The following is a 25,094-nucleotide window of genomic DNA, read 5'->3' as shown; positions in this document are numbered from 1 at the left end:
TTTTCAGTGCTCGACGGGATAAACCGCCGTAACAGTGAGACCGACCGAACGTGCCCGTCCGCTGACCGGAGTCGCTTCGCTCGGAACGGGTCCACCGTCAGCGAAGTCGACCGACGATCGGCAACTGGTTGCGGGCGAGGTCGTCGACGATCGCGATCACCTCGTCTGCCTCGGCTCGGCTCACGCCGTCGCCGTACGTTGCCCGTTCGTAGCACTCGAGGACGTGCCAGACCCGTGGATCGGGCGCATCCGCGTCGTCCGCATCGGTCTCTGGGAGGGACGTTACATACGCGCGGGCCGATTCCGACGGACGGCGCGGCCGGTACCGGCGCGCGAGGAGTCCCTCGAGTCGGTCGAAGGCGCGTTCGGCGTCGCGGTCGGGGTCTCCACGGAACCCGTGCCAGTAGCGCCCGATCCCCCGACGGAGGTGCGTCGCCGCGCCGGTGCGGTGTGCGCCCGCGACGAGCGCGACGAGGAAGACGAGCCCGATCGCACCCGTCTCCCGGACGACGGTGACGAGGCGTTCGGAAAGCGTCTCGTCGGTATCGCTCGTTCCGCTGGCCGCGGGATCGCCGCTGTCGGTCGGGTTGGTCCCGTTGTCCGTGCCGTTAGAACCCGGGTCGTCGGTTGAGCCGTTGCCCGGCTCCGTTTCGTTCGGCGGGGCCGGATCGGACGGTGGATCGCCCGGACCGGCGGGATCGGAGCCGGGCGAATCGCTCCCGTTCCCGTCGTCGATCGGGATGTCCTCGCTGTCCTCGGTGTCCGCCGCGTCGTTGCCGTTCGCCCGTGCCTCCTGGAGGCGGTCAGTGTGTACGTCGGCGCGCCCGCCACCCGGCGTCGGGTCGAACTTGACCCAGCCGTGGTCGGGGACGTAGACCTCGACCCAGGAGTGGGCGTCGAGTCCGCGGACGACGTACTCGTCCTCGCCGATCCGCTGGCCGGTCGTGTAGCCGGTGACGTAGCGGGCTGGAATCCCCTCCTCGCGAAGCATCTGCGTCATCGTCGTCGCGAAGTAGACGCAGTACCCCTCGTCCATCCCCAGCAGGAACTCCTCGGCGACGTTGCCGGCGGGCTGTGAGACCTTGAGCGAGTAGTCCTTCGAGGTGCGGAGGTGGCGCTCGATCTCGGTCGCCGTCTCGTACGGGTTGTCGGTGCCGGCCGTAATTTCGTCGGTCCGATCGGCGAACTCGCTCGAGGAGTCTTCCGGCAGCTGGAGGTAGCGCTCGGTGATCTCGTCGGGGTAGTCCGTCCCCGCAGCCCGGAGTTCGGCCGGACTCGAGTCGATGATCGCGCTCTCGACGGTATAGCTGTCCCCCTGTTCGAGAGGCGCTTCGGGCCGCGGCTGGCCGTGTCTGGAGACGGCCGTATCCCGGGTCACGTCGCCGTCGACGGACAGCGGCTGCGGTGTGACGGGCATGATCCCGAGTCTCGTTTCGGCGGTAACGGTTTGCTCGACGGTGTCGTAGGTCCCGGGCGGGTTCGAGAGCCGTCCGTCGTACTGCTGGCTCTGGCCGGTCCGAACCCACTCGTCGCCGGTAAACCGATCGTAAACCCCGGTTCGCCAGTAGGTCCCCCGATCGGATTCGACCGTGAACCGTACCTCCGGCGAGAGGTCAACCTGTCCCGAGATCCCCGATCGCTGGGGCGCGGAGTCGATCGTCGCCTCGAGCGTGCCGGGGCCCCCCTGGACGAGATGGGTCGGTCCGGTCGGCTGGCCGGGGACGACCGTCACCGACAGCGAGAGTGCGATGGTCACCGCGAACAGGACCGCGAGCAGGTCCGCCTGCCCGATCGATCCGCCCCGCCGCTCGAGGTCGCCGAAGGCGATGGCACCGATGGCGCCGAGGATGCCGGTCAGCGTGACGATCGTCCCCGCATCGCCGGTCAGGACGAGGAAGCCGAGCGCGGCCCCGCCGGGAACGACGCCGAGTCCGTACCGCCCACGGACGGCGAGATACCACGAGAGGAAGACGGGCGCGGGCGCGAACCCGAGCGTCCAGATGCCGGCCTGCACCATCCGGAGCAGCGGCAGGCCGGTCGCCAGCGCGACGGTGTCGGACAGGAGCGCGTCGGTGCTCGAGAGGACGACGCCGAGTTCGACGCCCGCCGACGTGAGATAGTAGGCGAATCCGATTCCGGCCGCCGATAGCGCCAGCACCCCCGCGGTTCGAGGGCGGATCACGCGGGCGAGTACCGTCGCCGCGAGCAGCATGAGCCCGACGAGTGCGAACAGCGAGCGGCTGCCGCCGACGACCTGCGTGATGTCGTACAGCACGGCGACGTACGACCCCGTCAGGACGAGGATACAGGCGAGTGCGAGGAGACGGATGCCGCCGGTCCCGACGAGTCGATCGGTTCCAATCGATATCGTTCGCTGCCCGGTGTGACTGGACGGGTCCGTACTCATGCGGTCATCCCCGGCTGTCCGCCGATCTCGTGATCGCGTCGGCCGTTGTTTGTGGTTCGGTCCCGGTCGGTTCGTCTCCCACCGTCCGCTCGGCCGTGGCCACGGAGCCGGGCGAACGGAATTTCGTGGTCGTCGACGACGACCGTCGTCCCGTCGCCGTCGGTTCGGATCAGCACGTCCGCGTCCCGCCGGGTTCGGTCCGCGAGTTCGCCGGGATCGGCGACGGCTAGTAGCTGTAGTATGTCACGGTGGTGTGCGCTCCCCGAACCCGGCGGTCGCGTTCCGTCCGGGACCGTGACCGCTACCGCTGCGCCCTGCTCGAGGAGGAAGGTCGCGACGGTGGCTGCGGCCGACGCCATCTCGTCGTCGCTGTCGGTCAGACACTCGGCGGCGACGGTGACGGTCCCGGCGTCCTCGTCAGTCGCGTACTCCGTGACGATCAACTCGTCGTCGGGTCGCTTGGCTGCGGTCTTCCAGTGGACGTCGCGAAGCGGATCGCCCCGGTGGTATTCCCGGAGGTGGTCGAACTCCTCGTCGACGTGCCGATCCGCGACGCTGGCGAGCGTCTGTCTATCGACGGCGGGTCCGCCGCCCAGGTCCCGGACGCGTGGATAGACGACGACCGGCGTCGTCTCCTCGTACTCGAACCGTCGCTCGACGAGGCCGACGATATCGCTGACGGCGATCGAGAGCGGCCCGATCCGGTGTTCGCCCCGTGCCTCGAGTTGTACGTCGTAAGTGATCGTCTCTTCGCCCGCGAGGGTCGTTTCCGTACGCGAAGCGGTGGTCGCCGAGAGCCCGTCGCCGACGGCATCGTGGACGGTCGCCGCGGCGGTTCCGTCGGTTTCGATCGTGACCGCGACCGTTCGGTGCTCGCCGATGAACCCCTCCTCGACGGGGCGACGGACGACGTGCGGCCGGTCGGTGCGACCGACCGTGATCATGCCGGCCAGCAACGCGACGACGAGCGGGACGACGACGGCGTTCAGCGCTCGCGGGCCGGATCGCCAGCTCAGCGCGACGGCCGCGAGCACGACGGCGACGACGGTCCAACCGCGACGGGTGAGCCTCATTCGACGGGTACGCGCTCGAGTGCGTCCTCGACGACCGCGGTGCCGTCGCGGTCGCGGCCGTCCGTCTTGATCCGGTGGCTCAGCACGACCGGCGCTTCGGTCTGAACGTCGTCCGGAATCGCGTAGTCCCGGCCGTTCGTGACGGCGCGGGCCTGGGCCGCTCGAAGCAGCGAAATCGTTCCGCGGGGGCTGACGCCGATGTGGGCGTGTTCGCGGGTGTAGGCTGCGAGCCGGGCCGCGTACGTTCGGACGGGGGCCGCGACCTGTACCGTCGAGACGGTTTCCCGGGCGGCGACGAGGGTCTCGCGGTCGGTGACCGCTTCGAGGGAGTCGATGGGATGGTCGCCGACCGTCCGGCCGAGCAGTTCGGCCTCCTCGTCGGGGGAGGGGTAGCCAAGATGGAGTTTCTTCATGAAGCGATCGACCTCGGCGAAGGGGAGGTCGTAGGTTCGGTTCGGTTCGACGGCGTTCTGGGTCGCGATCACGATAAAAGGCGTCGGGAGGTCGCGCGTCGTGCCGTCGGTGGTGACCTGTTCTTCCTCCATGGCCTCGAGCAGCGCCGCCTGTGTCTTCGGCGGGGCGCGGTTGATCTCGTCACCCAACACGATGTTGCCGAAGACGGGGCCGGACTGGAACTCGAATTCGCGGGTCTTCTGATTGAAGACGTTTACGCCGGTGACGTCGCTCGGGAGGAGGTCCGGGGTAAACTGGACGCGGCTGAACGTACAGTCGACGGACGTCGCGATCGAGCGGGCCAGCATGGTCTTCCCGACGCCGGGCACGTCGTCGAGGAGGACGTGGCCACGCCCGAGGACGGCGGTGATAACGTGCTCGATCACCTCGTCGTGACCGACGATCACGTTCGAGACGTTCGTCTCGATCTCTTCGCACAGCCGTTCGACGGTCGAAATCCGGAGGGCACCGTCGGCCGGCGAGTCGGTACTCCGTTCCGGTGTCGGGTTGGCATCAGTCATAGTCTCGCAACGGCCGGTGGGGACCCGGGCGAACCGTTCATTACTACGTCATCAGAGGCTCCCGAACATATGTTTTGTGTCATCTGAAACATTGGTGCTTCGAGACGTATCCGTGCACACTGCGCGGACCGAACGGCTCGGCGCTCGCATCGCTCTCTCGTCTCGAGTCGCCGTCCTCACGAAGAACACGCGTTCGGCACGACGGTGCCGCCGCTACCAGCGAAGTAATCGGAAAACGATACCCCCTTCGGAACAGCTTAGACTCGCTCGAGGTTCGTCGCGCGCGGGCCCTTCTCGGCCTCCTCGATGTCGAACTCGACTTCCTGACCCTCCTCTAGGTCCGGACCGCCGATGTCCTCCATGTGGAAGAACACGTCCTCGTCCGCGTCGTCAGTCTCGATGAATCCATAGCCGCCAGTGTCGTTGAAGAAGTCGACCGTACCTTTCGCCATTGCATCTCAACAAAGCCGCGACGAAAATATAAAGCTTCGGGAGTGCGCTCGCAAGCATCCCGCCGGAAACACGTTGGACCCACATCGATCGTCGATCCGATTACCAGTCCTTACACTCCGGGCAGACCAGCGAACCATCGCCGCGCCAGACGCGATCGGTCGATTCTCCGCACCGGCTGCAGGTGTGCGCCCCCCACGCGTACGTCGACCGTGCGGTTTCGATGGCCGGCGACGCCGTCGCGTCGTCGGTTTCGTCCGCCGGTGCGATGGTATCACCGTCCGCGGGTGCTGTCTCGGTGGCCGCGGATGACGAGCCGTCGTCCCCCCGAGCCGCCCTCGCCGGTTCCTCGTCGTTGTTCGCGGTCGCGAAATCCGAGAGCCTCGCGTCGTCCGTCACGGGTCCGGCTACGACTGCCGGCGGCTTAATCCCCACTCATTCGGGACCGGCACGGCCAAGTAGCACCGGTAACAACCCCCGCATATGGACACCATCACACCGTTGAACCTCGTCGTGGACAATGTCACTGAAATGGTTCGCATCTTCACTGACGTCGCGATGGGCGCGGGAGCCGCGCCGCTTTTGATTCTGGTCGGCGCGCTCCTCGTCGCCTTCTCGATGGGTGTCTTCGGCGTTCTCACCCTCGGTGCCGTCGGAAGCCTCTTTACCTCGAACTGACCGTTCGATCCGTTTTCGCCCTCAGGCTTCGGTCGCGCGAGCGAACGCCTCGCTCGCTCGTGATATCGCACCCTCGAGATCCGGCCCCAGCGGCGAGCCCACGACGATCCCATCGACGTGGGCAAGCGCTGCCTCGAACCGTGCCGCGACGGTCTCAGTCGTCCCGGCGATACAGAAGGCGTCGATCATCTCGGGCGTGACGCGACCGAAAGCCTCGGGGAGTTCCCCTCGCTCGAGCGCCGCGCTTACCGCACTCGCCGCCTCCCGGTCGATGTCGTGGCGCTCGAGGACCGGCTCGGCGGCCCCGCCGACGATGAAGGCGACGGGCGGCCGCGCCGCCGCTCGGGCATCGCTCTCGTCGCCGGCCACGCTGACGCTCGCGAAGGCCAGCGACTCGAACGCGCCGTCCGCGTCGGGTCGCTCGGCCAGTCCCTGCTCGATCTGGCCCGCGGCCCACTCGAGGTCCCGCGGATGGGCGGCGTTTATCAGCACGCCGTCGGCGTGTTTCGCGCTCATCCGAAGCATGTGTGGCCCCTGCGCGCCGACGTAGACCGGTATTTCCGAAACCGGCTCGAGGTTCAGCGCCGCGTCCCGCGCGGTGAACGTTCCCTCGTGGGTGACCGTCTCGCCGGCCCAGAGGTCCCGAGCGAGGTCGAACGTCTCGAGGACGCGCCGAAGCGGGCTGTCGCGCTCGATCCCGAGATTCGAGAGGGACGAGCGGTCGCCGGCACCGACGCCGAAGACGCCGCGGCCGTCGCTGAGTTCGTCGATCGTCGCCGTCTGCGCCGCGAGTTTCACGGGATGGGTTTCGTAGGGGTTGACGATGCCCGGCCCCAACTGGATCCCCTCGGTGGCCTCGGCCATCCGCGACAACACGACGAACGGATCGCGATTGAAGTAGTGGCTGCTCGCGAACGCGACGTCGAACCCTTCGTCTTCGGCGAGGGCGGCCAGATCGGCCACCCGGTCGGGCGGATGCTCGGGCGTGAGTTCGATGCCGAGGGTGGCGTCTCCCGCCGCCCGCTTCTCGCTCGTCATCCGTCGACCCTCCATGTTCGCAGTGCCTGCCGAACCAGATCGTCGTCGACCGAGCGGAACAGTTCGTCGCTGCCCTCGTGAGTACCGAAGTCCCAGTCCCGGACGACGACGGCGGGCGTCCCGCCGTCGCCCTCGCCGGTCACGAGGTTCGCGGCGGCGGCGAGTTCGTCGACGACCGACTGGACGGTGACGCCGAGTTCGTGGCCGTCACGGTCGCGTTCGCCGCGCCAGTCCCGGCTCGCGGGCATGCCCGCCCACCCGATCGCAACGCCGGTCTGTCCGTGCCGGAACGGCCGTCCACAGGTGTCGGTCACGACCACCGCGACGTCTTCGAGCCCGCGCTCGGCGAGCCCCGACCGAATTCGTTCGGCGCTCTCCGTCGGCCGCTTTGGCAGCAACAGGAGGTCGTGATCGGGCACGTTCGAGCGGTCGATCCCCGCGTTCGGGCAAATGTGCCCGAACCGCGTCTCCGCCAGCAGGAACGGACAGTCGATCAGCAGTTCCGAACTCTCCTCGATGATCGCCTGCGCGAACCGTGGGTCCTTCTCCTCGCCTGCAACCGACTCGAGTCGGTCGGCGATCTCCCGTGCCCGTCCGCTGACGGGGTAATCCTTGAGATCCGCCGTCCGGCCCTCGGCCTTCGAGACGATCGTACTCGCGACCGTGAGTACGTCGCCGGGCTCGAGGGCGGCCCGATCCGCGACGAGGGCGGCGATGTCGTCGCCGGGGCGGATTTCGGGCAGGTCCGCCACACCATTGAGTTCCATACCGGTGGGTGGGGAAGCGGCGTCAAAAGGGCACCGTCACCGGAGACTTCGGCCAGTGGCGGTGGGTCGGTCGACCGGGTTCGGGCTCCGACCGCGTCCGATTACAGCGGCTCTCGATCGCGATCGAACAGCGCCCCTGGCCCGTCGAGCGCGTCCTCGAGCCCGGCCGCTCCACAGGCGTCCCACAGCGTCGCGCCGTTGCTCGTGATCACCGGGACCCCGAGTCGCGACTCGAGGTCGTCGACCACGGCCAGCGACCGGTAGTTCGTACAGGAGACGAAGACGGCGTCGATGTCGTCGCCGTCGACCCCCTCGAGTACCTGCCGGGCGGCGTCGTCGGGGGTCAGCGCGCCGATGGCCGTATTCGCAGCGAGCCCGCGGCCGTCGATCGACGCGACGTCGACGCCCGCGTCCTCGAGGAACGCCCGCTCCCGGTCGTCGAGTTCCGTGGTGTACGGCGTCGCGACCGCGATCCGCTTGGCCTCGAGGGCCTCGAGCGCGCGGACGACCGACCGAGCGGTCGCGACCGCGGGGACGCCGGCCGCCTCCTGCAGTCGGGCCTCGAGTTCGATGTCGAACCCGGGGCCATGCAGGAGGCTCCCGGTCGTACAGGCGTAGGCGACCGCGTCGACATCGGCGTGACCGAGGAGTTCGGCGGCCCGCGCCGCGTCGTCGCTCATCGCGTCGAGTTCGTCGACGGTGACCGACTCGAGGGCCATCCGCGCGCCGTGGACGGTGATCCCGTCGGGGAGGAACGCCCGGAACTCCGGTTCGGCCGTCGTGTTCGACGAGGGGACGATCAGCCCAAGTCGGCCGCCGCGGTCGGCATCGGCGTCAGTCATCGGCCCCACCGTTGCCGCGATCGTCCGGATCGCCGTGCCCGCCGCCGCCGGGAGTCCGCACCGTGACGGTCGTCCCGGCGTCGACGTCGACGGTGGTCTTTGCGGGGGCCGGCTCGCCATCGAGCAGGTTCTCGCCGGTCGCACCGTTTTCGCCGCCGGCGACACCCTTGGGCGCGTGGCGGCGGCGCTCGGTCAGCAGCGACACCGTCGCCGGTTCCTCGACGGTCACCGTTCGCTCGAGGCCGAGACCGCCGCGATGGCGGCCGCGGCCGCCGCTGCCGTCCCGGAGCGCGTAGCGGTCGACCCGCAGCGGGTACTCGGTCTCGAGGGATTCGACGGGCGTATTGAGCGTGTTGGTCATCCCGACCTGGACGCCGTCCATGCCGTCGCGGTCCGCACGCGCGCCGAAGCCGCCGCCGATGGTCTCGTAGTAGGTAAAGGAGCCGTCCCGCGCGCCGATAGTCAGATTGTTCATCGTCCCCTGTCCCTGTGCCGGCACGCGGTCGGGCGCGGCCCCGGCGAGCGCGGTAAAGACCACGTCGGTGACCCGTTGACTGGTCTCGACGTTGCCGCCGACCACGGCGGCGGGGGGGTTCGGATTCAACAGCGTCCCCTCGGGTGCGCGGACGCGTACCGGCTCGTAGCAGCCGTGGTTCGGCGGAATCTCGGGATCGGTGATACAGCGAACGACGAAGTAGACGGCGCTCGTCGCGACCGCAAGCGGCGCGTTGAGGTTCCCCGCGACCTGCGCGGCGGTGCCGGCGAAGTCCACGTCGATCGTCTCGCCGTCGACCGTCACCCGCACCGCGATTTCGATATCCGCGTCGGTGACGCCGTCACCCTCGAGGACGTCCGTCGCCTCGTAGACCCCGTCGGGCAGCGTCGCGATCTCCTCGGCGATCCGCTCGCGGGAGTAGTCGATTACGGCGTCGAACCCGGAGAGGACGGTCTCGCGACCGTGTTCGTCGAACAGATCGGCGAGGCGTTCCTCGGCGCGTTCGTTCGCCGCCTGCTGTGCGCGGAGATCGGCCCGCCGCTCGTCGGGGTTGCGAACGTTGGCGAGGACGAGCGAGCGGACGTCTTCCCGAAGATCACCGCCGTCGACGATCCGGGTCGGTGGGAGTCGCAGCCCTTCCTGATAGATCTCCTGTGCGCCGGCGGGCATGCTCCCGGGAGTCATGCCGCCGACGTCGGCGTGGTGGGCTCGAGACACCGCGTATCCGACGATCTCCCCATCGCCGGGTTCGTCCTCGGGACCGCCTCGACCGGGTGCGATCGGCGAGACCATCGTCACGTCCGGGAGGTGCGTGCCGCCGGTGAAGGGGTCGTTGAGCAGGAACACGTCGCCCGGCTTCGGATCGTGCTCGCGGACCGCGTCGACAGCCGCGGGCATCGCACCGAGGTGGACCGGGATGTGTTCGGCCTGTGCGATCATCCGCCCCGCGGCGTCGAACAGCGCCGTCGAGCAGTCCCGCCGCTCCTTGATGTTCGGCGAGTACGCGCCGCGGATCAGGGTCTGTCCCATCTCCTCGGCGACGCTCTCGAGTTGGTTGCGAAGTACTTCCAGGGTCACTGAATCGATGCTGTCGGCCGTCCCCGCGGTTCCGGTCGGTGTCATCGTTCGTCACCCTCCGTTCGCGTCATCACGAGCGTGCCGTCCGCCAGAATCCGCCCCTTCCAACTCGGCGGCACGACGGTCGTGCTCTCGGCTTGCTCGAGGATCGCCGGCCCCGTGACGGACGCGCCCGCCGGAAGCCGATCCCGGTCGTAGACGGCCGCGTCCCCCGCGCCGCTGCCGGGGAAGTGTGCCTCGCGGGTCCCGATTCGTGCGTCGCCGGCCCCCTCGTGGCGGATGGCCGGCTCCGATCCGGGGACGGTCGCCGTCGCGCGGAGATTGACGATCTCGATCGATTCGTCCATCGCGTAGCCGTAGGTCCGCTCGTGGGCGTCGTGGAAGCGATCGGCGACCGCCGCCGCGTCGAACTCGTCGCCGACGGCGACGGTCAACTCGAAGCTCTGGCCCGCGTACCGGCAGTCGGCCGCGCGCTCGACCCGCGCCGCGTCCGGATCGGACGCGTCCGCGAGCACGTCGGCCACGAGGTCGTCGTAGACGGCTTCGAGGTCGGCGGGAGCCGCTCCCTCGAGTCCCACGCCGACCGTCCGAACGGCGTCGTAGCTCTCGTCGGCCGCGAGCAGTCCGAACGCGGAGAGGACCCCGCCCGGCCGCGGGACGACGACCCGGTCGACCGACAGCGAGTCGGCCAGCGCCGCGGCGTGCATCGGGCCCGCACCGCCGAAGGCCACGAGCGCGAACGCGCGGGGGTCGTGCCCGCGCTCGACGGTAACCGACCGGATCGTCCGCGTCATCGTCGCGTTCGCGACGCGGTAGACTCCGCGGGCCGCTTCGAGCGCGCCGTCCAGTCCAGCCTCGTCGGCCAGTCGCTCGAGCGCCTCGCGGGCCGCCTCGACGTCGAGGGTCATCTCACCACCCAGCGCCGTTTCGGGGCCGATGTAGCCAAGCACGACGTTGGCGTCGGTGACCGTCGGCCGCGTTCCGCCGCGACCGTAGCAGGCGGGGCCGGGGTCCGCACCTGACGACTCCGGCCCGACCCGGAGCGCGCCGCCCGAATCGACCCACGCGATCGAGCCCCCACCCGCGCCGACCGTGTTCACGTCGACCATCGGCGTCCGGATCGGCAGGCCGTCGATCTCCGCGTCGGTCGTCCGTTCGGCCCGGCCGTCCCGGACGAGACTCACGTCGCTCGAGGTGCCGCCCATGTCGAAGGTGACCAGGCCCTCGACGTCGGCGTCGTCGACGGTCGCCGCGGCACCGACGACACCCGCCGCGGGCCCCGACAGCGTCGTCGTCACGGCGTGGTCCCGCACCGTCTCGGGATCGGCGATCCCGCCGTTTGCCTGCATGATCCGCGGGGCCGGTATCCCGGCGTCGTCGGCTTCGTCAACCAACTGGCCGACGTAGCGGTCGATCGCCGGGCGGACGTAGGCGTCGACGGCGGTCGTCGAGGTCCGCTCGAACTCGCGGAACTCCGCGAGGACCTCGTAGGAGGCGGAGACGGGAACCGCGAGCTCCTCGCGCAGCGTCTCGGCGACGACGCGCTCGTTTTCCGGGTCGGCGTAGGAATGGAGGAGACAGACCGCGACCGCCTCGACGTCGCGCTCGCGCAGCGTCGCCGCCAGGTCACGGACCTCGTCCTCGTCGACCGGGCGCTCGACGCCCTCGGTCGTCGTCCGCTCGTCGACCTCGAACCGTCGGTCTCGAGGCACCAGCGGTTCGGGTTTCTCGGCCTCGAGATCGTACAGATCGGGTCGGTCCTGTCGGCCGATCTCGAGGACGTCCCGGAACCCTTCGGTCGTCACGAGCGCCGTCGTCGCGCCGCCGCGCTCGAGGAGGGCGTTGACCGAGACGGTCATCGCGTGGGCGAAGCCGTCGATCTCGCCCGGCGAAATGCCGGCGTCGTCGCAGGCCTTCTCGATTCCCTCGAGGACGCCGACGTGCTGGGGATCGGTCGAGGGGACCTTCGCGGTGACCAGTCGGTCGTCGATCGAGAGCGCCACGTCGGTGAACGTGCCGCCGACGTCGACGCCGATTCGCGTCTCGCCGCCGTCTCGAGTCGATTCGGTTGCCATTGCGTCTGCGTTTACGTCGCGTGCGTTTGAACCTGTCATTCGAAGTTATACGAGGAGGACATCGTAGAGCGTTCGCAGGCCGATACCGACCACGACAAGCGTGACGATCCCGCCGAGCACGTTCTGGAGTGTGGTGTTCGTGTGCTCGCCGAGCAGGTCGCGGTTGTTCATCGCGTAGATGAGGAAGACCGCCAGGATCGGTAACAGGAGACCGTTGGCCACCTGTGCGAAGACGATCACCTGTACGGGATTGTAGTCGAGCGCCGAGAAGACGATGCCGACGCCGAGGATCGTCATCCAGATCGCCCGGAACCGAGTCGAGGTCAGGTCCCGCTCCCAGCCCAGTGCGCCGGCGGTGGCGTAGGCACCGGCCAGCGGCGCGCTCATGGCGCTCGTGAAACCGGCCGCGAAGAGACCGATCGCGAAGAACGTGAGGGCGTAGCCCCCGAAGACCGGCTCGAGCTGGTCGGCCATTTCGCCGACGTTGTCGATCTCGGTCCCCGCGGGGAACACTGCGGCGGCCGTGACGACGATCGCCGTCGTGATGATCCCGCCGACGACGACCATCCCGATCGTGTCCGCGCGACACTCGGCGAGGTCCTCGGGGCCGTCCCACCGCTCCTGGACGGTGCTCGCGTGGAGGAACAGGTTGTAGCCGACGACGGTCGTCCCGACGAGGCCGGCGATGAGGTACGCCGACCCGTCGGGAACGGCCGGGACGAGTCCGCCGGCCAGCGAGCCGAGATCGGGTCGGACCATGAGCGCGTTGAGCAGGAACGCCGTTCCCATGATGCCGACGAGGCCGACGAAGACCCGTTCGATCAGTTTGTAGTTCCCCGTCCACAGCAGTCCGGCGGCGACGAGACCGATGACCGGTCCCCAGACGTTTTCGCTGACCCCGGTGATCGTCGACAGGCCGGCAGCGCCGCCGACGATGTTGCCCGTCTGGAACGCCGCCGTCCCGATACCGATCGCGCTCACGACGAGCGCGACGGTGATCGCCTGCGGAACCGGATTATCGAACTCGTCGCGAAACGCCTCACCCAGTCCCTCCTGCGTGATCAATCCCAGCCGCGCGCTCATCTCCTGGAGGACGATAGTCGCCAGGATCGAGAACGCGATGGTCCACACGAGCAGATACGCGTACTCGGCACCGATCACGCTCGCGGTCGTTACCGTTCCCGGACCGATGAACGCCGCTGCGACGAGCGCGCCCGGTCCGATCGCCTTCAGTCGGTCAATCACTCCCATGATGTGTACTCACATACGACACTCCCTGACGGCACTAAAAGCGTTGTTAAGACACGAACATACGGCTGATTCCACGGCTCGAAACGCGACGATATCCCATGTGAAATCGTATGAAACAGTATGAACGTCACGGTGCGGCTGCTTTCCGCCGCCCACGTTCAGTCCGTCTCGTCGGTCCTCGAGCGACGGTCGCTTCGAGCGCCCGCTACTCGGCCGGCCGTTCGGTGACGATTACTTTCGAGACGCCGCCGTCGAGTTCGATCTCCGCCGGTAACTCGACGGTGCTGCGTTCGATGAACCGGGTCATAAACCAGCGAACGGCCTCCGATGGGAAGACGAGGTGGTAGACCCCCTCGCCTTCCTCGCGGACGTCGAGGAACCCACAGAAGGCGAGCCACTCGAGGAGGTCGCCGACCTCGTCGAACCGGGCTCCGTACTCCCGAGCGTGATAGTCGGCGACGCGGTCGGCCGCCTCGACGAACTCCGGATCGGGATCGCCGCCGGCATAACAGTACTCGAGGAAGGCGTGCAGGAAGTCGATGTCGAGCAGGACGTGCTCCCCCGAGGAAAGCATCCGGTAGTATCGCTCGAGGTTCTCGCTCGGCCGCTCGTTTGCCGCTTCGAAGTTCGCCGCGTAGAATGTGAGTGCGTGGCGGACGACCGTACTCTGTCCGTTGCCCGTCTCGGCGACCAGCGTCTCGAGCGCCGTCGCCGAGTCGTCGTCGAGCGATACCGTTACGCGCTGTGTCATGGTTTGACGGGGGTTCCCGAGACGGGTATAGTTCACGCACTCGGGCAGGGACGTGGCCGATCGCCGCTGAGGAGCTTACTCGGTACGCAGGTCGACAGTCAGCGTCCCGTCAGCGACGGTCGCGACGTACATCGTCGCGCGGTCGGCCGGAGCCGCGCCGGTCGCGCTCCCGGGGTTGAGTACTCGGATTCCCGTGACAGTCGTGTCGACGACATCGTGGATGTGGCCCCCGACGGCGACCGGCTCGTCGGCGGCCGCTTCGGAGCGAGCGGTCTCCGCGACCCGCTCGTGCCATCCCGTCGGCGAGCCGGTCCCGTGGGTCACGACGAACGTCACGCCGCCCGCCTCGAGCGTTGCGGTGTGTGGAACGTCGATCGTCGGGGGATCCGTGTTGCCGCGGACGGCGGTCAGCGCCCCGTTCGCCAGCGCATCGATCCGGTCGTGGGCTCGCCGCGAGTCGAAATCCCCCGCGTGGATCGTCCGGTCGGCCGCTCGGAGTTCCTCAACGACCCAGTCGGGAAGGTCGCGTTCCCGGGACGGAACGTGCGTATCGGCGATGATCGCGATCCGTTGCATGGGCAAGCGTACGGCGGCCAGTCCCGAAAGCGATTCCCTGCGAGCGGTCGTGGCCTCGCGTATGAGTGACTCACCGACGGCTCACGACGAGGCGAGCGCGAGCCACGTCGTCACCGCGTTCCTCCGCACCCGCGGCGAGGTACTGCTGTTGCGCCGCAGCGATGCGGTTGGCACCTACAAAGGCCAGTGGGGCGGGGTTTCCGGCTTTGCGGAAGGCCGACCGGACGAGCAGGTTCGCGCCGAGATACGCGAAGAAACCGGTCTCGAGGCCGCCAGCGTCTCGCTGGTCCGTGCCGGGCGGCCGGTCGAATTCGTGGACCCGGCCCTCGAGCGCGAGTGGATCGTCCACCCGTACCTCTTCGACTGTGAGACCCGCGAAATCGAACTGAGCGAGGAACACGACGCCGCCGAGTGGGTCACCCCCACCGAACTCCTCGAGTCGGTCGGGACCGACCGCGAGACGGTGCCTGAACTGTGGACCGCCTACGACCGCGTCGCCCCGACCGTCCGCTCGATCGCGGCCGACGATGACCACGGGGCGGCGTCCCTCTCCGTGCGCGCGCTCGAGGTGTTGCGCGATCGGGCGGGGGTGATCGTCGACGACCGATCCGACTCCGAAGCCGATCCAGCGGTGGAGTGGGACGAACTCACCGCCCTCGCGGATCGGCTGCTCGAGGTCCGGCCGTCGATGGCCGTCCTCCGGAACCGGGTCAACCGGACGATGGCCGACGCCGACGGTCGGGACCGAGCGGCCGGTGCGCGGGCCGTCCTCGAGTCGGCGCTGTCGAACATCGACCGCGCGCTGTCCGCCGACGCCGACGCCGCGGCGACCGCGAGTGACCGCCTCGACGGCACCGTCGCGACCCTCTCGCGTTCGGGCACCGTGCTCGAGGCGCTCGAGATGGCCGAGCCGTCGCGCGTCTTCGTCGCCGAGTCGCGACCCGCGTGCGAGGGAGTCACCGTCGCGGAACGCCTGGCCGAGACGACCGCTAGCACCGTAACGGTCCACACCGACGCGGCGGCCGCGCACGTGCTTGCACGCGACGCCATCAACCGAGTGGTGGTCGGCGCGGACACCGTCCGTCCCGACGGCTCCGTCGTGAACAAGGCGGGGACGCGAGCGCTCGCTATCGCCGCCGACCGCGAGGGGATTCCGGTGTCCGTCGTCGCGGCGACGGACAAGGTCTCGACCCGGGAGGACGTGAACCTCGAGTCCGGCGCACGGTCCGCGGTGTACGACGGCGACGCGCCGATCGACGTGCTGAACCCGATCTTCGACGTGACGCCCGCCGACTGCATCGACGAAATCGTGACCGAACGGGGCGCACTCGACCCCGACGACATCGCGGCCATCGCCGAGGAGATCCGCGACCTCGAGACGTGGCGGTCGCCGTGAGGTCCGGATCGCGCCGTCGCCGTCGGCCGCTCACTCCGGTGCTGTGGTCGCGAGAAAGCCGACGGCGACGGTGCCGACGTTGACGAGCGACTCGAACAGGAGACGGAGCGTGCCGAGCCGGGGAACCCTGACCACCGCTTTGCCCACGATCCAGCCCGGCCGGACGACGGTCGTTTTCGGCCTCCCGTCGAGTTGATCGTAGTTGGCGTTCGCATCGCCCTTCGTGACGAACCCGTCGTGGGGTGCCGGACAGGAGCGGACCTCCGCACAGGAGCGATCGTCCGTGTAGGCTGGATCGGCATCCGCGACCCAGTTGTCGCCCGCCTCGACCCAGAAGCGGACGCGATGGATGATCGGCGTCGCCGCCGGATCGCCGTTCGGCGCATACACGATCACGTCGCCGGCGTGTCCGAACTTCTCGTAACCGGTCGTTCGACCGCGTTCGGCGCTCACGAGTCCCGTCCCCATGACCGGGTCGTCGCCGACGAATCGGTCTTCCTGGACGAGGAAGATCATGTCTCCTTTGTGCATGTTCGGCTCCATGCTCCCGCTTTCGACGGCGACGAACGGCGGCCAGACACCGCTGACCGCGAAGAGACTCAGACAGATGATCGCGACGACTGCGACGACGGTCGCGACATCCCTGACGAGGACGACGGTCTCGTCGTCGCTGTGCAGAATCCCGCGCCCGAACCCGCTCTCGTCGTCCGCGTCCGCTCGAGCCGAGGCCTCGGTACGATCGGGACCGTCCGACGAGCCGTCGGCGCTGGCGTCCGTCATCGTCCGTCCGGCCCGCCGTTCGAGCAGGCCTCGTGGTTACGTGCTGAACCCATGCACATGAACGCATTCGTGTCAATGGGATAAAAAGTGTACCTATCCGCCGCGCGTTCGTCCGTGGACAACGAGATCGGCGGCCGGTTCGTGGGGTTTTTGCGTGAGTCACACATACCGTATCACGGTGGCGATGACGAGAGTTACCCCCGCTTAGCCCCGTGTGATGAACGCTTTCACCGAGCCACCGTCGTTTTCCATCCGGAGCCGCGCCGCCCTGCAGCCGCTGCGTTGCTCCGTCCCTCGATGCGACGGGACCGCCGCGGCCGCGATCACCGACGCGGAGTCGCCGTTCTCGGTCGGCCCCGAGCCACGGACCCCGAGTTCGGTTCGGACGGGCAAACGTTCACTTCCGGTTCGTGCGTACCGACGCCCATGGGACTCGAACTCGAGCGACTCGGCATCCACGAGTCAGTCGAACCGGTCTTTCCACCGGCGGAGCTTGCCGACTATCTCGCCGCCCTGCCGGTCGAGATAGCGGTCGTCGACGACGACATGCCATCCTGCGACGCGATCGTCACCCTCGAACACCGCGAGGCCTTCCTCGAGGTGGACTGGGTACACTCGATCCAGGCGGGCGTCGATCGGTTCCCGTTCGACGAGTTCGAGGCGAACGACGTGATCCTCACGAACAGCACGGGTATTCACGACACCACCGTCGGCGAGACGATCGCGGGGTATCTCCTCATGTTCGCCCGGCGCTTGCACGACCACGTCGCGAACCAGCAGGAGGGCCGGTGGGAGCGCCCCGACTGGGACGAGGCCTTCACATTGTCCGGCTCGACGGCCTGCGTCGTCGGCACCGGCACGCTCGGACGCGGCGTCGCGGAGACCCTCGGCGGCCTCGGCCTCAACCTGCGGGGCGTCCGTCGCTCCGACGAGCCGGTCCCCGGATTCGACGAGATTTACACGACCGACCGGCTACGCGAGGCGATTTCCGACGCCGAGTTCGTGATCGTTACCGTGCCCCTGACCGACGCGACTCGCCACCTCTTCGACGCGGACACGTTCGACGCCATGCGCGACGACGCCTACTTCGTGAACGTCGCCCGTGGCTCGGTCGTCGACGAACCGGCGCTGATCGATGCGCTCGAAACCGACACCCTCGCGGGGGCGGCGCTGGACGTTTTCGAGACGGAACCCCTCCCCGAGGACTCGCCGCTGTGGGGGATGGACGAGGTAATCATCTCGCCCCACTGCGCCGCGTACACGCGGGACTACGTCCGGGACACCGGCGATATCGTTCGGGAGAACGGCGACCGACTCGAGCACGGGGAGGCGTTTCACAACCGCGTCGTCTGACCGTGATGTCGACTCGAGGTCGGGTCCACATCCGGGCCGCAACCCCGGCGGACGCCGAAGCGATCGCCGACGTGCACACGGCGTCGGTCCGGGGAACGCATCGGTCTCGGCTTGCTCGAACTCAAGTCGAACGGGTACGGTGGCGATTCGACCGGCAGGACCGGGGTCGTTTATATCGATCCCGGCCACGCTCGCGGGGAATCAGTTTTTCCATTTTCGAAGCACTCGAGACCACCATTCGTGACAGGACCCTCGAGAACGAACTGGACGATTGATGTTACCGTCCTTGGAATCAATGGTGTTCAGGCACTGTCTAGTTGAGTCCGTTTGAGAAGTGAGCAGGACGTAACGATGAGTTAGTTGATGCTCGAAAACTCCCTCAATGAGGGTATAGAGTTAGAAAAATTTAAACAGATCGTCGCGCTCCTGCTCGTGGAGGTGGCTCCGAACGGCCTCGTGCAGGGGCTCGAGTTGCCCCCGTTTGGCACTGATGGGTGCGATCGTGTCCTGCCACTGCTTCCACGGAGGGTAGAGACCGAGCCGGTCACAGAGGGCGTCCAGCCGTTCGTCCTCGTCGTCGACCTTGTCCATCTTGTTGACGGCCACGACCGTCGGCACGTCGAGGTCCCGAAGGAAGTGAAACATCTCGACGTCGTAGGGAATCTCGTCGGGACCGGAGTGGCGGTCGATGATGTCGATGACGCTCTTGCCGTCGACGACGAGGACGGCGACGAGGACGTTGTCGGCGTACTCCTCGAGGTAGTGGACGATCTCGGTTTTGATCTCCTCACGGAGGTCCTCGTCGACGCCGCTCATGAAGCCGAAGCCGGGGAGGTCGGTGATGACGAAGTCTTCCGGTGCCCAATCGTAGTGGTTTGGCGAGCGAGTGACGCCGGGTTTGCCGCCGGTATCGAAGCTGTGGCCGGTCAACTCACGCATGAGCGTGGATTTCCCCACGTTCGAGCGGCCGACGAGCGCCACTTCGGCGTCTCGGTTGGGCCGCGTATCGAACTCGATCATAGACGGTGTACGGCCGACCGACGTTTATACGCATTGTAACGGGAGTCGGCCGTCGGCGGACGGGCGCTCGAGATGGCCCGCCGATCTGGCCGGAGAGAATCAGTGTTAGACGTTCGTCACTACGAACAGTCCGAGACCATCCAATCGATTAGGTATCTGCTTGGACCACAGCATTTCTTGTTACCTCTGTGTCTAAGAGATTGGGCACCGGATAAAAACAACAGTGGGGAATTGATTGGTGGTGTCGAACTTGACAGCATTAGCTTCGGCGCGGATGGTTCCGGTCCTTATGGCGAAGTATCTATTTCCCCAAGTTCAACAAAAGTAGCTAAGCAGTACGACGAAACAAACTTTGCAGATGATGGTCCTGTTAAAACGGTCTATGATATCTCTGGTGCCGATGATGAAGTTAAACAGCAACTGGGGAACTCTGCTGCATTCGTTACAATTCCAGATGCGAGAAAAATTTGTTCGGCAAGAGTAATTGTTCTATGGTCGCAAGTAGCTCGGCTAACTATCCCTATAGTGAGACCCTTTTGGACAATATCCATCAGTAGAATTTGCACAATTAACTATCTATTGGCTTTATAAAATATATTATATTTGGAATTAAATTGTGTGAACCATCATAACTATATATTGATTGGGCTTTAGAATGCCATATTAATGATCAGTGGTAACTGCCGCTTCAATTCCAGTTAACAACCCATAGGTAACAAGTGAAATACCAATAATCAATAGTAGACTGACAATTAGTACTCCAACCGGCCGCAATGGTTGTGCTTGAAGTGAATATTCTGGATATCCGAGTATAAATCCAATATACGATATGACGATTCCAGATACTATTGTTGTTATGTGTGGAATGTATCTCATGGCGATAAATCATCTGGTTGGGTACTTCTTTTTTTGGATAACGATTACCAATGGCTGTTCGAGGCCCATATGGGCGGCTGTAAGACCCTGACGAAACATATCGGTTCGACACCGTCCAATATAATATTCAAATACCAAACAAGCACAGTCTAGTTCTACACTTGCTCGACCGACATCTTTCCGTCGAGAGTTTGCTGCGGTCTCTGACGATTGTAGTAACGCATGAACTGTTCAAGCCACTTTCAGACACTCGATCGATCTCCCACCCACGAATTATGGAAGCGGCCGATCCCTATTTGAGTGTCTGAGACCGGTCTCCGATGACGTTTGTAGTTGACCGGACTGCTCAACCCTACTCGAGAGATGGCAGTCCGATAGCCGAATCGATCGACGAGAAATACTGTATCCGAAAGATCGTGTTTCTCTTGGCACCGATAGAGAAACGCAGCCGTCGGACCGGTACTATGCCGACCAAACAATGCGATCTCAAGACCAGTTTCATCTCAAGTTCCGAACCGGCCCATGAGACGTTACGGGTGTGAGATGGGGAGGACCGATTACTCGAGTCGAAATTGACCGCCTGCGTTGGACGGAATGCCCCGAAGTTATGACCCCGGGGAATCTCACAGTCCCATGTGCGGCTCGTACAGTTGACGATCCCGACCGGGGAGCAGGAGGCGATCTTCGATGTCCTCGACGGACGGGAGATCGACTACGTCGTCACCGACGAAACGCGGAGCCGGGAGTACACGGCGGTCGTCTACTTCCCGCTCCCGGACGCGGCCGTCGAACCGGTCCTCGACGAACTGCAAGACGCGGGGATCGACGACGATGCCTACACCGTCGTCGTCGACGCGGAGACCGTCGTCTCCCGTCGATTTCAGGCGCTGCGCGAGGAGTACGAGGAGAACGATGTCGGCTCCGACCGGATTTCGCGCCAGGAGCTGCAGGCCGAAGCGGACGATCTGACGCCGACGTTCCCCGTCTACGTCGTGATGACGGTCATCAGCGCCATCGTCGCGACCGCGGGGCTCCTGTTGGATTCGCCGGCGGTCGTCGTCGGGTCGATGGTGATCGCGCCCCTGATCGGGCCGGCGCTGGGGGCCAGCGTCGGCACGGTGATCGACGACGAGGACCTGTTCGTCGAGAGCGTCTCCTACCAGATCATCGGCGTCGTGGTCGCGATTGCGGCGGCGGCGATCTTCGCGATGCTGGTTCGCTCGCTGAACATCGTCCCGCCGGACCTCGTCCTCTCGAGCGTCGGCGAGATCTCCGAGCGGCTCGCGCCGGACCTGCTGTCGCTCGCGATCGCACTCGGCGCGGGGGTCGCGGGAGTCGTGAGCATCGCGACGGGAACGTCCGTCGCGCTCGTCGGCGTGATGATCGCGGCAGCGTTGATCCCGCCCGCCGGCGTCGCGGGGATCGCGCTCGCGTGGGGCCAGCCGACATCCGCGATCGGCGCGACGGTATTGGTCCTCGTGAATCTCCTGTCGGTGAACCTCGCTGGCCTGTTGACGCTGTGGTACGCCGGCTACCGGCCGGAAAACCTGTTTTCGCTCGGCGAGACGGAACAGCGCCTCCGACAGCGAATCGTCGGCCTCGTCGTCATCGTCCTCGTCTTTACCGTGTTTCTCAGCGGAATCACCTACGCCTCCTACGAGGCGGGTAACTTCGAACAGGACGCCCGCGACGATGTCGAAACGGTCCTCTCACAGGACCGGTATGAGGACTATCAGCTCCTCGAGTTCCAGCTCGTGATGGACGACAACTACCCGTTCCGGAACCCGGAGCGGGTGGTCGTGACGATCGGCGGCCCGCCGGGACAGTCGGCACCGGATCTGGCCGACATCCTCCACGACCGGATCAACCGCCACGCCGACGGCTCCGTCACCGTCGAGGTCAGATACGTCGAAGTCGTCGAGCGCGACGCCGGCTAACTGAGGGATTGCGAGATGCGCCGGAGACACCGGTCGCTTGCGCTCGTTTCGGGGCGTTGCGTTCGCGTTCGAACATGAGTGGCTCCGACAGCAACAGCCCCGCGTCGCCTGCTAGCCAGCGGAATCCGATCCTCCTTTCGGCTCGGTCGACGGTCCCCGTGTCGTATCGACGGCTAGCCGTCGAACGGCAGCTCCGGCTCGTAATCGATCGCATCGACGGCGGCGTCGAGGACCGTCTCGACGTTCGCACCGGTCTCGACGCTCATGGTGTAGTCCGCCGCGACGGCCTCGGTCAGGTCGCCATCCTCGAAGCGGTCTTCCTTGTTCGCGATCGTGAGCACGGGGATCGCTTCGAACCGGGCCGAGATCGCATCCCGGAGCTCGAGTTGCGAGCCGATCGGATAGCCGCACTCGCCGGTGGGATCGACCACGACGAGCATGCAGTCGGCGAGGTGCTCGATGGCGCTGACCGCCTGGGATTCGATCTCGTTGCGCTCCTGCGGCGGGCGATCGAGCAGGCCGGGGGTGTCGACGATCTGGTAGCGAATATGGTCGCGTTCGAAGTGGCCGACGCCGATCCCCTTCGTCGTGAAGGGATAGGAGGCGGTCTCGCCGCGGGCGTTGGTGACGTCGTTGACGAACGAGGACTTGCCGACGTTGGGGTAGCCGGCGACGACGATCGTCGGCTCGTCGGGGTTGATCTCCGGTAAGTCGCGGAGGTCGTTACGCGACTCGTTGATGTACAGCAGGTGGTCGTCGATCTGCTCGACGATGTCTGCCAGCCGGGCGAAGGCCTGTTTGCGGTGCTTGCGCGCCGTGTCCACGTCGGTCTTCCGCAGGCGTGGCTGGTACTCCTCGTGGATTTCGCGGGCCTTCCGGCTGGCCCACATCACTTCCGACAGCGCCTGCCGGAGTCGGTCGACGTCGACGATCGCGTCGGCCAGTTCGTAGTAGAACGGATGGACATCGTCCTCGTACTCGAAGTCCGGCCACGCCGTGACCACGTTTTCCAAGTTGTCCGAAATGATGTTCGCCGCCGTCTGGAGCATCGACTGCTGGGCCTCGAGGCCGCCCTTGGCCTTGCCGGCCCGTGCCGCCCGCGAAAACGCCTTGTCGATCAACTCTTCCGACGTGGGCGTCGTCGGAAGGTCTTCGAAAATCATGTCCAAGGCTAGAGCCCCCGATCATAAAGGGCGTTCGTTATAGGCCGGGGCCAGTCTGTGATTTCGTCGCCCTCATCCGCACGCGTCGCGGGTACGGTCTCCGGTGTCGCCGGGATCGGTATCTTCGCGCTCGCCGTCGACGCGCTCGCGGACCACAAGTCGGATCGCCGCCTCGAGACGAACGTCGAGTTCTATACCGCCACACTGCTCGACGGTGTCGGGCTTCCACAGGCCCTCTTTACCGCAACCTTCGGCGTCTCGCGGGTTGGCGGCTGGATGGCCCACTGCCTCGAGCAGCGAGCGGACAACCGCCTGATTCGGCCGGTGTCCCGGTACGTCGGTGACAGGGACCGGACGTGGACGCCAGTGTCGGACCGATAGAATAGGGGTCGGCTGGGATGGAGCCGCTGTCTCGCCGCTCGCGTTCGACTTCGGGTCGTAACTCCCCGTGTCGGACCCCGCCAATCGACCGCGTTCAGGCCGAGGCCATCTCCCGACAGCTCTCGGCGCACTCCGGCAGTACCTCGGCGCAGGCCTGACAGTGCTCGTGGTCGTATTGCTCGCACTCCGCGGCACACTCCTCGCAGAGGTCCGCACAGAGTTCGCCCAGTTCCCGATGGTAGCCCGAGTTGCGAGCCATAAACCGGGCGTGCAGCGAGGCGATGTCCGCCACGTCTCGGCAGAGCCGGATGCAGCGGGCCATCTCGTCGCCCTCGCCTGCACAGGCGTCCGCACACCATTCGCAGACCTGTGTGGCTTCGAGGCAGTTGTCGATACACTCCTGCATGTGGTCGTCGGCGTGCTCGAGTTGTTGGAGCGCCATGGTACGAGCACCGACGCCAGTAGGAGACATCAACCTAGTACGGGCGGCTGCAAGCAGCACGCGGCCGCCGGGTTCACGGCGGCCGACTCACTCGCCGTGTCACGACTCATCCCGTCGGTCGGCCTCGGTAGCGCCACCGTCACCGTGCGGGCCCGTCGCGTCGCAACCGGACGTGACATCGGCGCTGTCGCCGTTCGCGGCCGCCGATTCGGTCCCGGAATCGGTCGTCGGCTCGGGGTCGTCGGGACCCGGCGCGACCGCCGGCACGTCGACCGCGTTCACCGCGTGGCGGACGATGGCGCTCCCGTCGACTCCCTCGACGGTCGCCTCGGTCGTGAGCACGATCCGGTGGGCCATCGTCGGTCCTGCGAGCCGCTTGATGTCGTCCGGCGTCACGTACGATCGCCCCTCGATCAGCGCCGCGGCCCGGGCCGCCTCGAACACGCGCTGGACGCCGCGGGGCGAGACGCCGATCTCGGCGCGCTGGTCCGCCCGCGTCTTCCGGGCGATCTCGACGATATAGCGGCGGACCTTCTCGTCGACGGTGACTTCCTCGGTCAGAGTCTGCAGGAGCCGAACCGCGTCCGGACTGGCGACCGACTCCACGCTCGGCGAGAGCGAGCGACGGTTCGCCCGGCGCTCGAGCAGCCCCATTTCGCCCTCGAAGTCGGGGTAGCCGAGCGAGGTTTTGACGCTGAAGCGGTCGCGCTGGGCCTCCGGCAGTCGGAAGGTCCCCTCCTGTTCGATCGGGTTCTGGGTCGCGACGACCAGAAACGGTTCCGGCAGGTCGTAGGTCGTCCCGTCGACGCTGACCTGTCGTTCCTCCATGGCCTCGAGCAGCGCGGCCTGGGTCTTCGGCGGCGCGCGGTTGATCTCGTCGGCGAGGACGACGTTCGTGAACACCGGTCCCGGTGCGAACTCGAACTCGCCGGCCTGTTCGTCGTAGATCGTCGACCCGGTCACGTCCGAGGGCAACAGATCCGGCGTGAACTGGAGTCGCGTGAACTCCAGTCCCATCGCCTCGGCGATCACACGCGCGGTGACCGTCTTGCCCGTCCCCGGCACGTCCTCGAGCAGGACGTGTCCGCGGGCCAGCGTCGCCGACAACATGGCGTGGAGCACCTCGCGATCCACGACCGCGGCCTCTTCGATGCGGTCGACGACGCGCCGGACGGTGCGTGCAGCGTCGTCGGCTGTCGCGTTCGTCGCGTCCATACACGACAATCCAGCTAGATACCCAAGAACCCTCCCCATCGAGACCGTCGGAGCCGTCCGCGATCGGGTCCCGCCG

Annotated in this window: 24 protein-coding genes and 1 pseudogene; 6 read left to right on the top strand and 19 right to left on the bottom strand. The window is 66.6% G+C overall.

Features of this window, described 5'->3' with window-relative positions; translation table 11 throughout:
• Positions 1 to 97 precede the first annotated feature (97 nt).
• From FGF80_RS09605 to FGF80_RS09585, 5 genes are all read right to left on the bottom strand, one after another.
• The gene (locus tag FGF80_RS09605) at positions 98 to 2,407 is read right to left on the bottom strand and encodes a transglutaminase TgpA family protein (protein WP_138653633.1); all 2,310 of its coding nucleotides are present in this window, start codon (positions 2,405 to 2,407) and stop codon (positions 98 to 100) included.
• A complete protein-coding gene (locus FGF80_RS09600; protein ID WP_138653631.1) occupies positions 2,404 to 3,480 on the bottom strand; it encodes a DUF58 domain-containing protein in 1,077 nt (358 codons plus the stop codon). The genes FGF80_RS09605 and FGF80_RS09600 overlap by 4 nt, the downstream gene beginning before the upstream one ends.
• Positions 3,477 to 4,454: an AAA family ATPase gene (locus FGF80_RS09595; protein WP_138653629.1), complete on the bottom strand. Its 978-nt coding sequence runs from the start codon at positions 4,452 to 4,454 to the stop codon at positions 3,477 to 3,479. Before FGF80_RS09595 ends, FGF80_RS09600 begins: the two co-directional genes overlap by 4 nt.
• A 257-nt stretch (positions 4,455 to 4,711) precedes the next feature.
• A complete protein-coding gene (locus tag FGF80_RS09590; RefSeq protein WP_006183681.1) occupies positions 4,712 to 4,906 on the bottom strand; it encodes a cold-shock protein in 195 nt (64 codons plus the stop codon).
• 100 nt (positions 4,907 to 5,006) lie between these two features.
• Positions 5,007 to 5,303, bottom strand: a complete 297-nt coding sequence (locus FGF80_RS09585; protein ID WP_138653627.1) for a DUF7573 domain-containing protein — start codon at positions 5,301 to 5,303, stop codon at positions 5,007 to 5,009.
• An 84-nt stretch (positions 5,304 to 5,387) separates the two neighbouring features.
• On the opposite strand from FGF80_RS09585, the gene FGF80_RS09580 reads away from it, so the two are divergent.
• Positions 5,388 to 5,582, top strand: coding sequence for a hypothetical protein (locus tag FGF80_RS09580; protein WP_138653625.1), 195 nt, complete (start codon positions 5,388 to 5,390; stop codon positions 5,580 to 5,582).
• A 21-nt stretch (positions 5,583 to 5,603) separates the two neighbouring features.
• Here FGF80_RS09580 and FGF80_RS09575 read toward each other — a convergent pair whose 3' ends face one another.
• The 8 genes from FGF80_RS09575 to FGF80_RS09540 form a co-directional block, all read right to left on the bottom strand.
• Positions 5,604 to 6,620, bottom strand: coding sequence for a 5,10-methylenetetrahydromethanopterin reductase (locus tag FGF80_RS09575; protein ID WP_138653623.1), 1,017 nt, complete (start codon positions 6,618 to 6,620; stop codon positions 5,604 to 5,606).
• Positions 6,617 to 7,387: a coenzyme F420-0:L-glutamate ligase gene (locus tag FGF80_RS09570; RefSeq protein WP_138653621.1), complete on the bottom strand. Its 771-nt coding sequence runs from the start codon at positions 7,385 to 7,387 to the stop codon at positions 6,617 to 6,619. The genes FGF80_RS09575 and FGF80_RS09570 overlap by 4 nt, the downstream gene beginning before the upstream one ends.
• Positions 7,388 to 7,488: 101 nt before the next feature.
• A complete protein-coding gene (locus FGF80_RS09565) occupies positions 7,489 to 8,229 on the bottom strand; it encodes a maleate cis-trans isomerase family protein (RefSeq protein WP_138653619.1) in 741 nt (246 codons plus the stop codon).
• Complete coding sequence (locus FGF80_RS09560) at positions 8,222 to 9,847, bottom strand: hydantoinase B/oxoprolinase family protein (protein ID WP_138653617.1); 1,626 nt, start codon at positions 9,845 to 9,847, stop codon at positions 8,222 to 8,224. Before FGF80_RS09560 ends, FGF80_RS09565 begins: the two co-directional genes overlap by 8 nt.
• On the bottom strand, positions 9,844 to 11,877 hold the full coding sequence (locus FGF80_RS09555; RefSeq protein ID WP_006183688.1) for a hydantoinase/oxoprolinase family protein: 2,034 nt from the start codon (positions 11,875 to 11,877) through the stop codon (positions 9,844 to 9,846). The genes FGF80_RS09560 and FGF80_RS09555 overlap by 4 nt, the downstream gene beginning before the upstream one ends.
• Before the next feature lie 45 nt (positions 11,878 to 11,922).
• Positions 11,923 to 13,128: an Nramp family divalent metal transporter gene (locus tag FGF80_RS09550; RefSeq protein ID WP_138653615.1), complete on the bottom strand. Its 1,206-nt coding sequence runs from the start codon at positions 13,126 to 13,128 to the stop codon at positions 11,923 to 11,925.
• Positions 13,129 to 13,333: 205 nt separating this feature from the next.
• Positions 13,334 to 13,879 (bottom strand): ribbon-helix-helix protein, CopG family, encoded by a 546-nt coding sequence (locus FGF80_RS09545; RefSeq protein ID WP_138653613.1) that lies wholly within the window; start codon positions 13,877 to 13,879, stop codon positions 13,334 to 13,336.
• Between the two features lie 75 nt (positions 13,880 to 13,954).
• Positions 13,955 to 14,455 carry a metallophosphoesterase family protein gene (locus FGF80_RS09540; protein WP_138653611.1) on the bottom strand — a complete coding sequence of 167 codons (501 nt, stop codon included), beginning with the start codon at positions 14,453 to 14,455 and terminating at the stop codon, positions 13,955 to 13,957.
• On the opposite strand from FGF80_RS09540, the gene FGF80_RS09535 reads away from it, so the two are divergent.
• Positions 14,454 to 15,851, top strand: a complete 1,398-nt coding sequence (locus FGF80_RS09535; protein ID WP_138653609.1) for an NUDIX domain-containing protein — start codon at positions 14,454 to 14,456, stop codon at positions 15,849 to 15,851. The two genes, FGF80_RS09540 and FGF80_RS09535, sit on opposite strands and share 2 nt — an antisense overlap.
• Positions 15,852 to 15,881: 30 nt before the next feature.
• On the opposite strand, the gene FGF80_RS09530 is transcribed toward FGF80_RS09535, so the two are convergent.
• Positions 15,882 to 16,631, bottom strand: coding sequence for a S26 family signal peptidase (locus tag FGF80_RS09530; RefSeq protein WP_138653607.1), 750 nt, complete (start codon positions 16,629 to 16,631; stop codon positions 15,882 to 15,884).
• A gap of 204 nt (positions 16,632 to 16,835) precedes the next feature.
• Positions 16,836 to 17,024: a hypothetical protein gene (locus tag FGF80_RS09525; RefSeq protein WP_138653605.1), complete on the bottom strand. Its 189-nt coding sequence runs from the start codon at positions 17,022 to 17,024 to the stop codon at positions 16,836 to 16,838.
• A 33-nt stretch (positions 17,025 to 17,057) separates the two neighbouring features.
• Between FGF80_RS09525 and ddh the strand changes: the two genes are divergently transcribed.
• Entirely contained in the window at positions 17,058 to 17,984 is a 927-nt protein-coding gene (gene ddh, locus FGF80_RS09520; protein WP_138653603.1) for a D-2-hydroxyacid dehydrogenase, read from the top strand.
• A gap of 396 nt (positions 17,985 to 18,380) precedes the next feature.
• Here ddh and engB read toward each other — a convergent pair whose 3' ends face one another.
• Positions 18,381 to 19,004: a GTP-binding protein EngB gene (gene engB, locus FGF80_RS09515; protein ID WP_138653601.1), complete on the bottom strand. Its 624-nt coding sequence runs from the start codon at positions 19,002 to 19,004 to the stop codon at positions 18,381 to 18,383.
• 102 nt (positions 19,005 to 19,106) lie between these two features.
• Between engB and FGF80_RS09510 the strand changes: the two genes are divergently transcribed.
• Positions 19,107 to 19,595 carry a hypothetical protein gene (locus FGF80_RS09510; RefSeq protein WP_138653599.1) on the top strand — a complete coding sequence of 163 codons (489 nt, stop codon included), beginning with the start codon at positions 19,107 to 19,109 and terminating at the stop codon, positions 19,593 to 19,595.
• A 920-nt stretch (positions 19,596 to 20,515) separates the two neighbouring features.
• Positions 20,516 to 21,817, top strand: coding sequence for a TIGR00341 family protein (locus tag FGF80_RS09505; RefSeq protein ID WP_006183697.1), 1,302 nt, complete (start codon positions 20,516 to 20,518; stop codon positions 21,815 to 21,817).
• A gap of 173 nt (positions 21,818 to 21,990) precedes the next feature.
• On the opposite strand, the gene FGF80_RS09500 is transcribed toward FGF80_RS09505, so the two are convergent.
• Entirely contained in the window at positions 21,991 to 22,980 is a 990-nt protein-coding gene (locus FGF80_RS09500; protein WP_138653597.1) for an NOG1 family protein, read from the bottom strand.
• Positions 22,981 to 23,109: 129 nt separating this feature from the next.
• On the opposite strand from FGF80_RS09500, the pseudogene FGF80_RS09495 reads away from it, so the two are divergent.
• Positions 23,110 to 23,361 (top strand): annotated as a pseudogene (locus FGF80_RS09495) (citrate/2-methylcitrate synthase); the annotation flags it as partial.
• A gap of 94 nt (positions 23,362 to 23,455) precedes the next feature.
• Here FGF80_RS09495 and FGF80_RS09490 read toward each other — a convergent pair.
• Positions 23,456 to 23,803 (bottom strand): four-helix bundle copper-binding protein, encoded by a 348-nt coding sequence (locus tag FGF80_RS09490; protein ID WP_006183700.1) that lies wholly within the window; start codon positions 23,801 to 23,803, stop codon positions 23,456 to 23,458.
• A 99-nt stretch (positions 23,804 to 23,902) separates the two neighbouring features.
• Positions 23,903 to 25,018, bottom strand: coding sequence for an AAA family ATPase (locus tag FGF80_RS09485; RefSeq protein ID WP_138653595.1), 1,116 nt, complete (start codon positions 25,016 to 25,018; stop codon positions 23,903 to 23,905).
• Positions 25,019 to 25,094 lie beyond the last annotated feature (76 nt).

The organism is Natrinema pallidum (genome assembly GCF_005890195.1).
Lineage (GTDB): Archaea > Halobacteriota > Halobacteria > Halobacteriales > Natrialbaceae > Natrinema > Natrinema pallidum.
The sequence above is the reverse complement of the archived record's forward strand: the minus strand, read 5'-3'. Positions and strand labels throughout refer to the sequence as shown.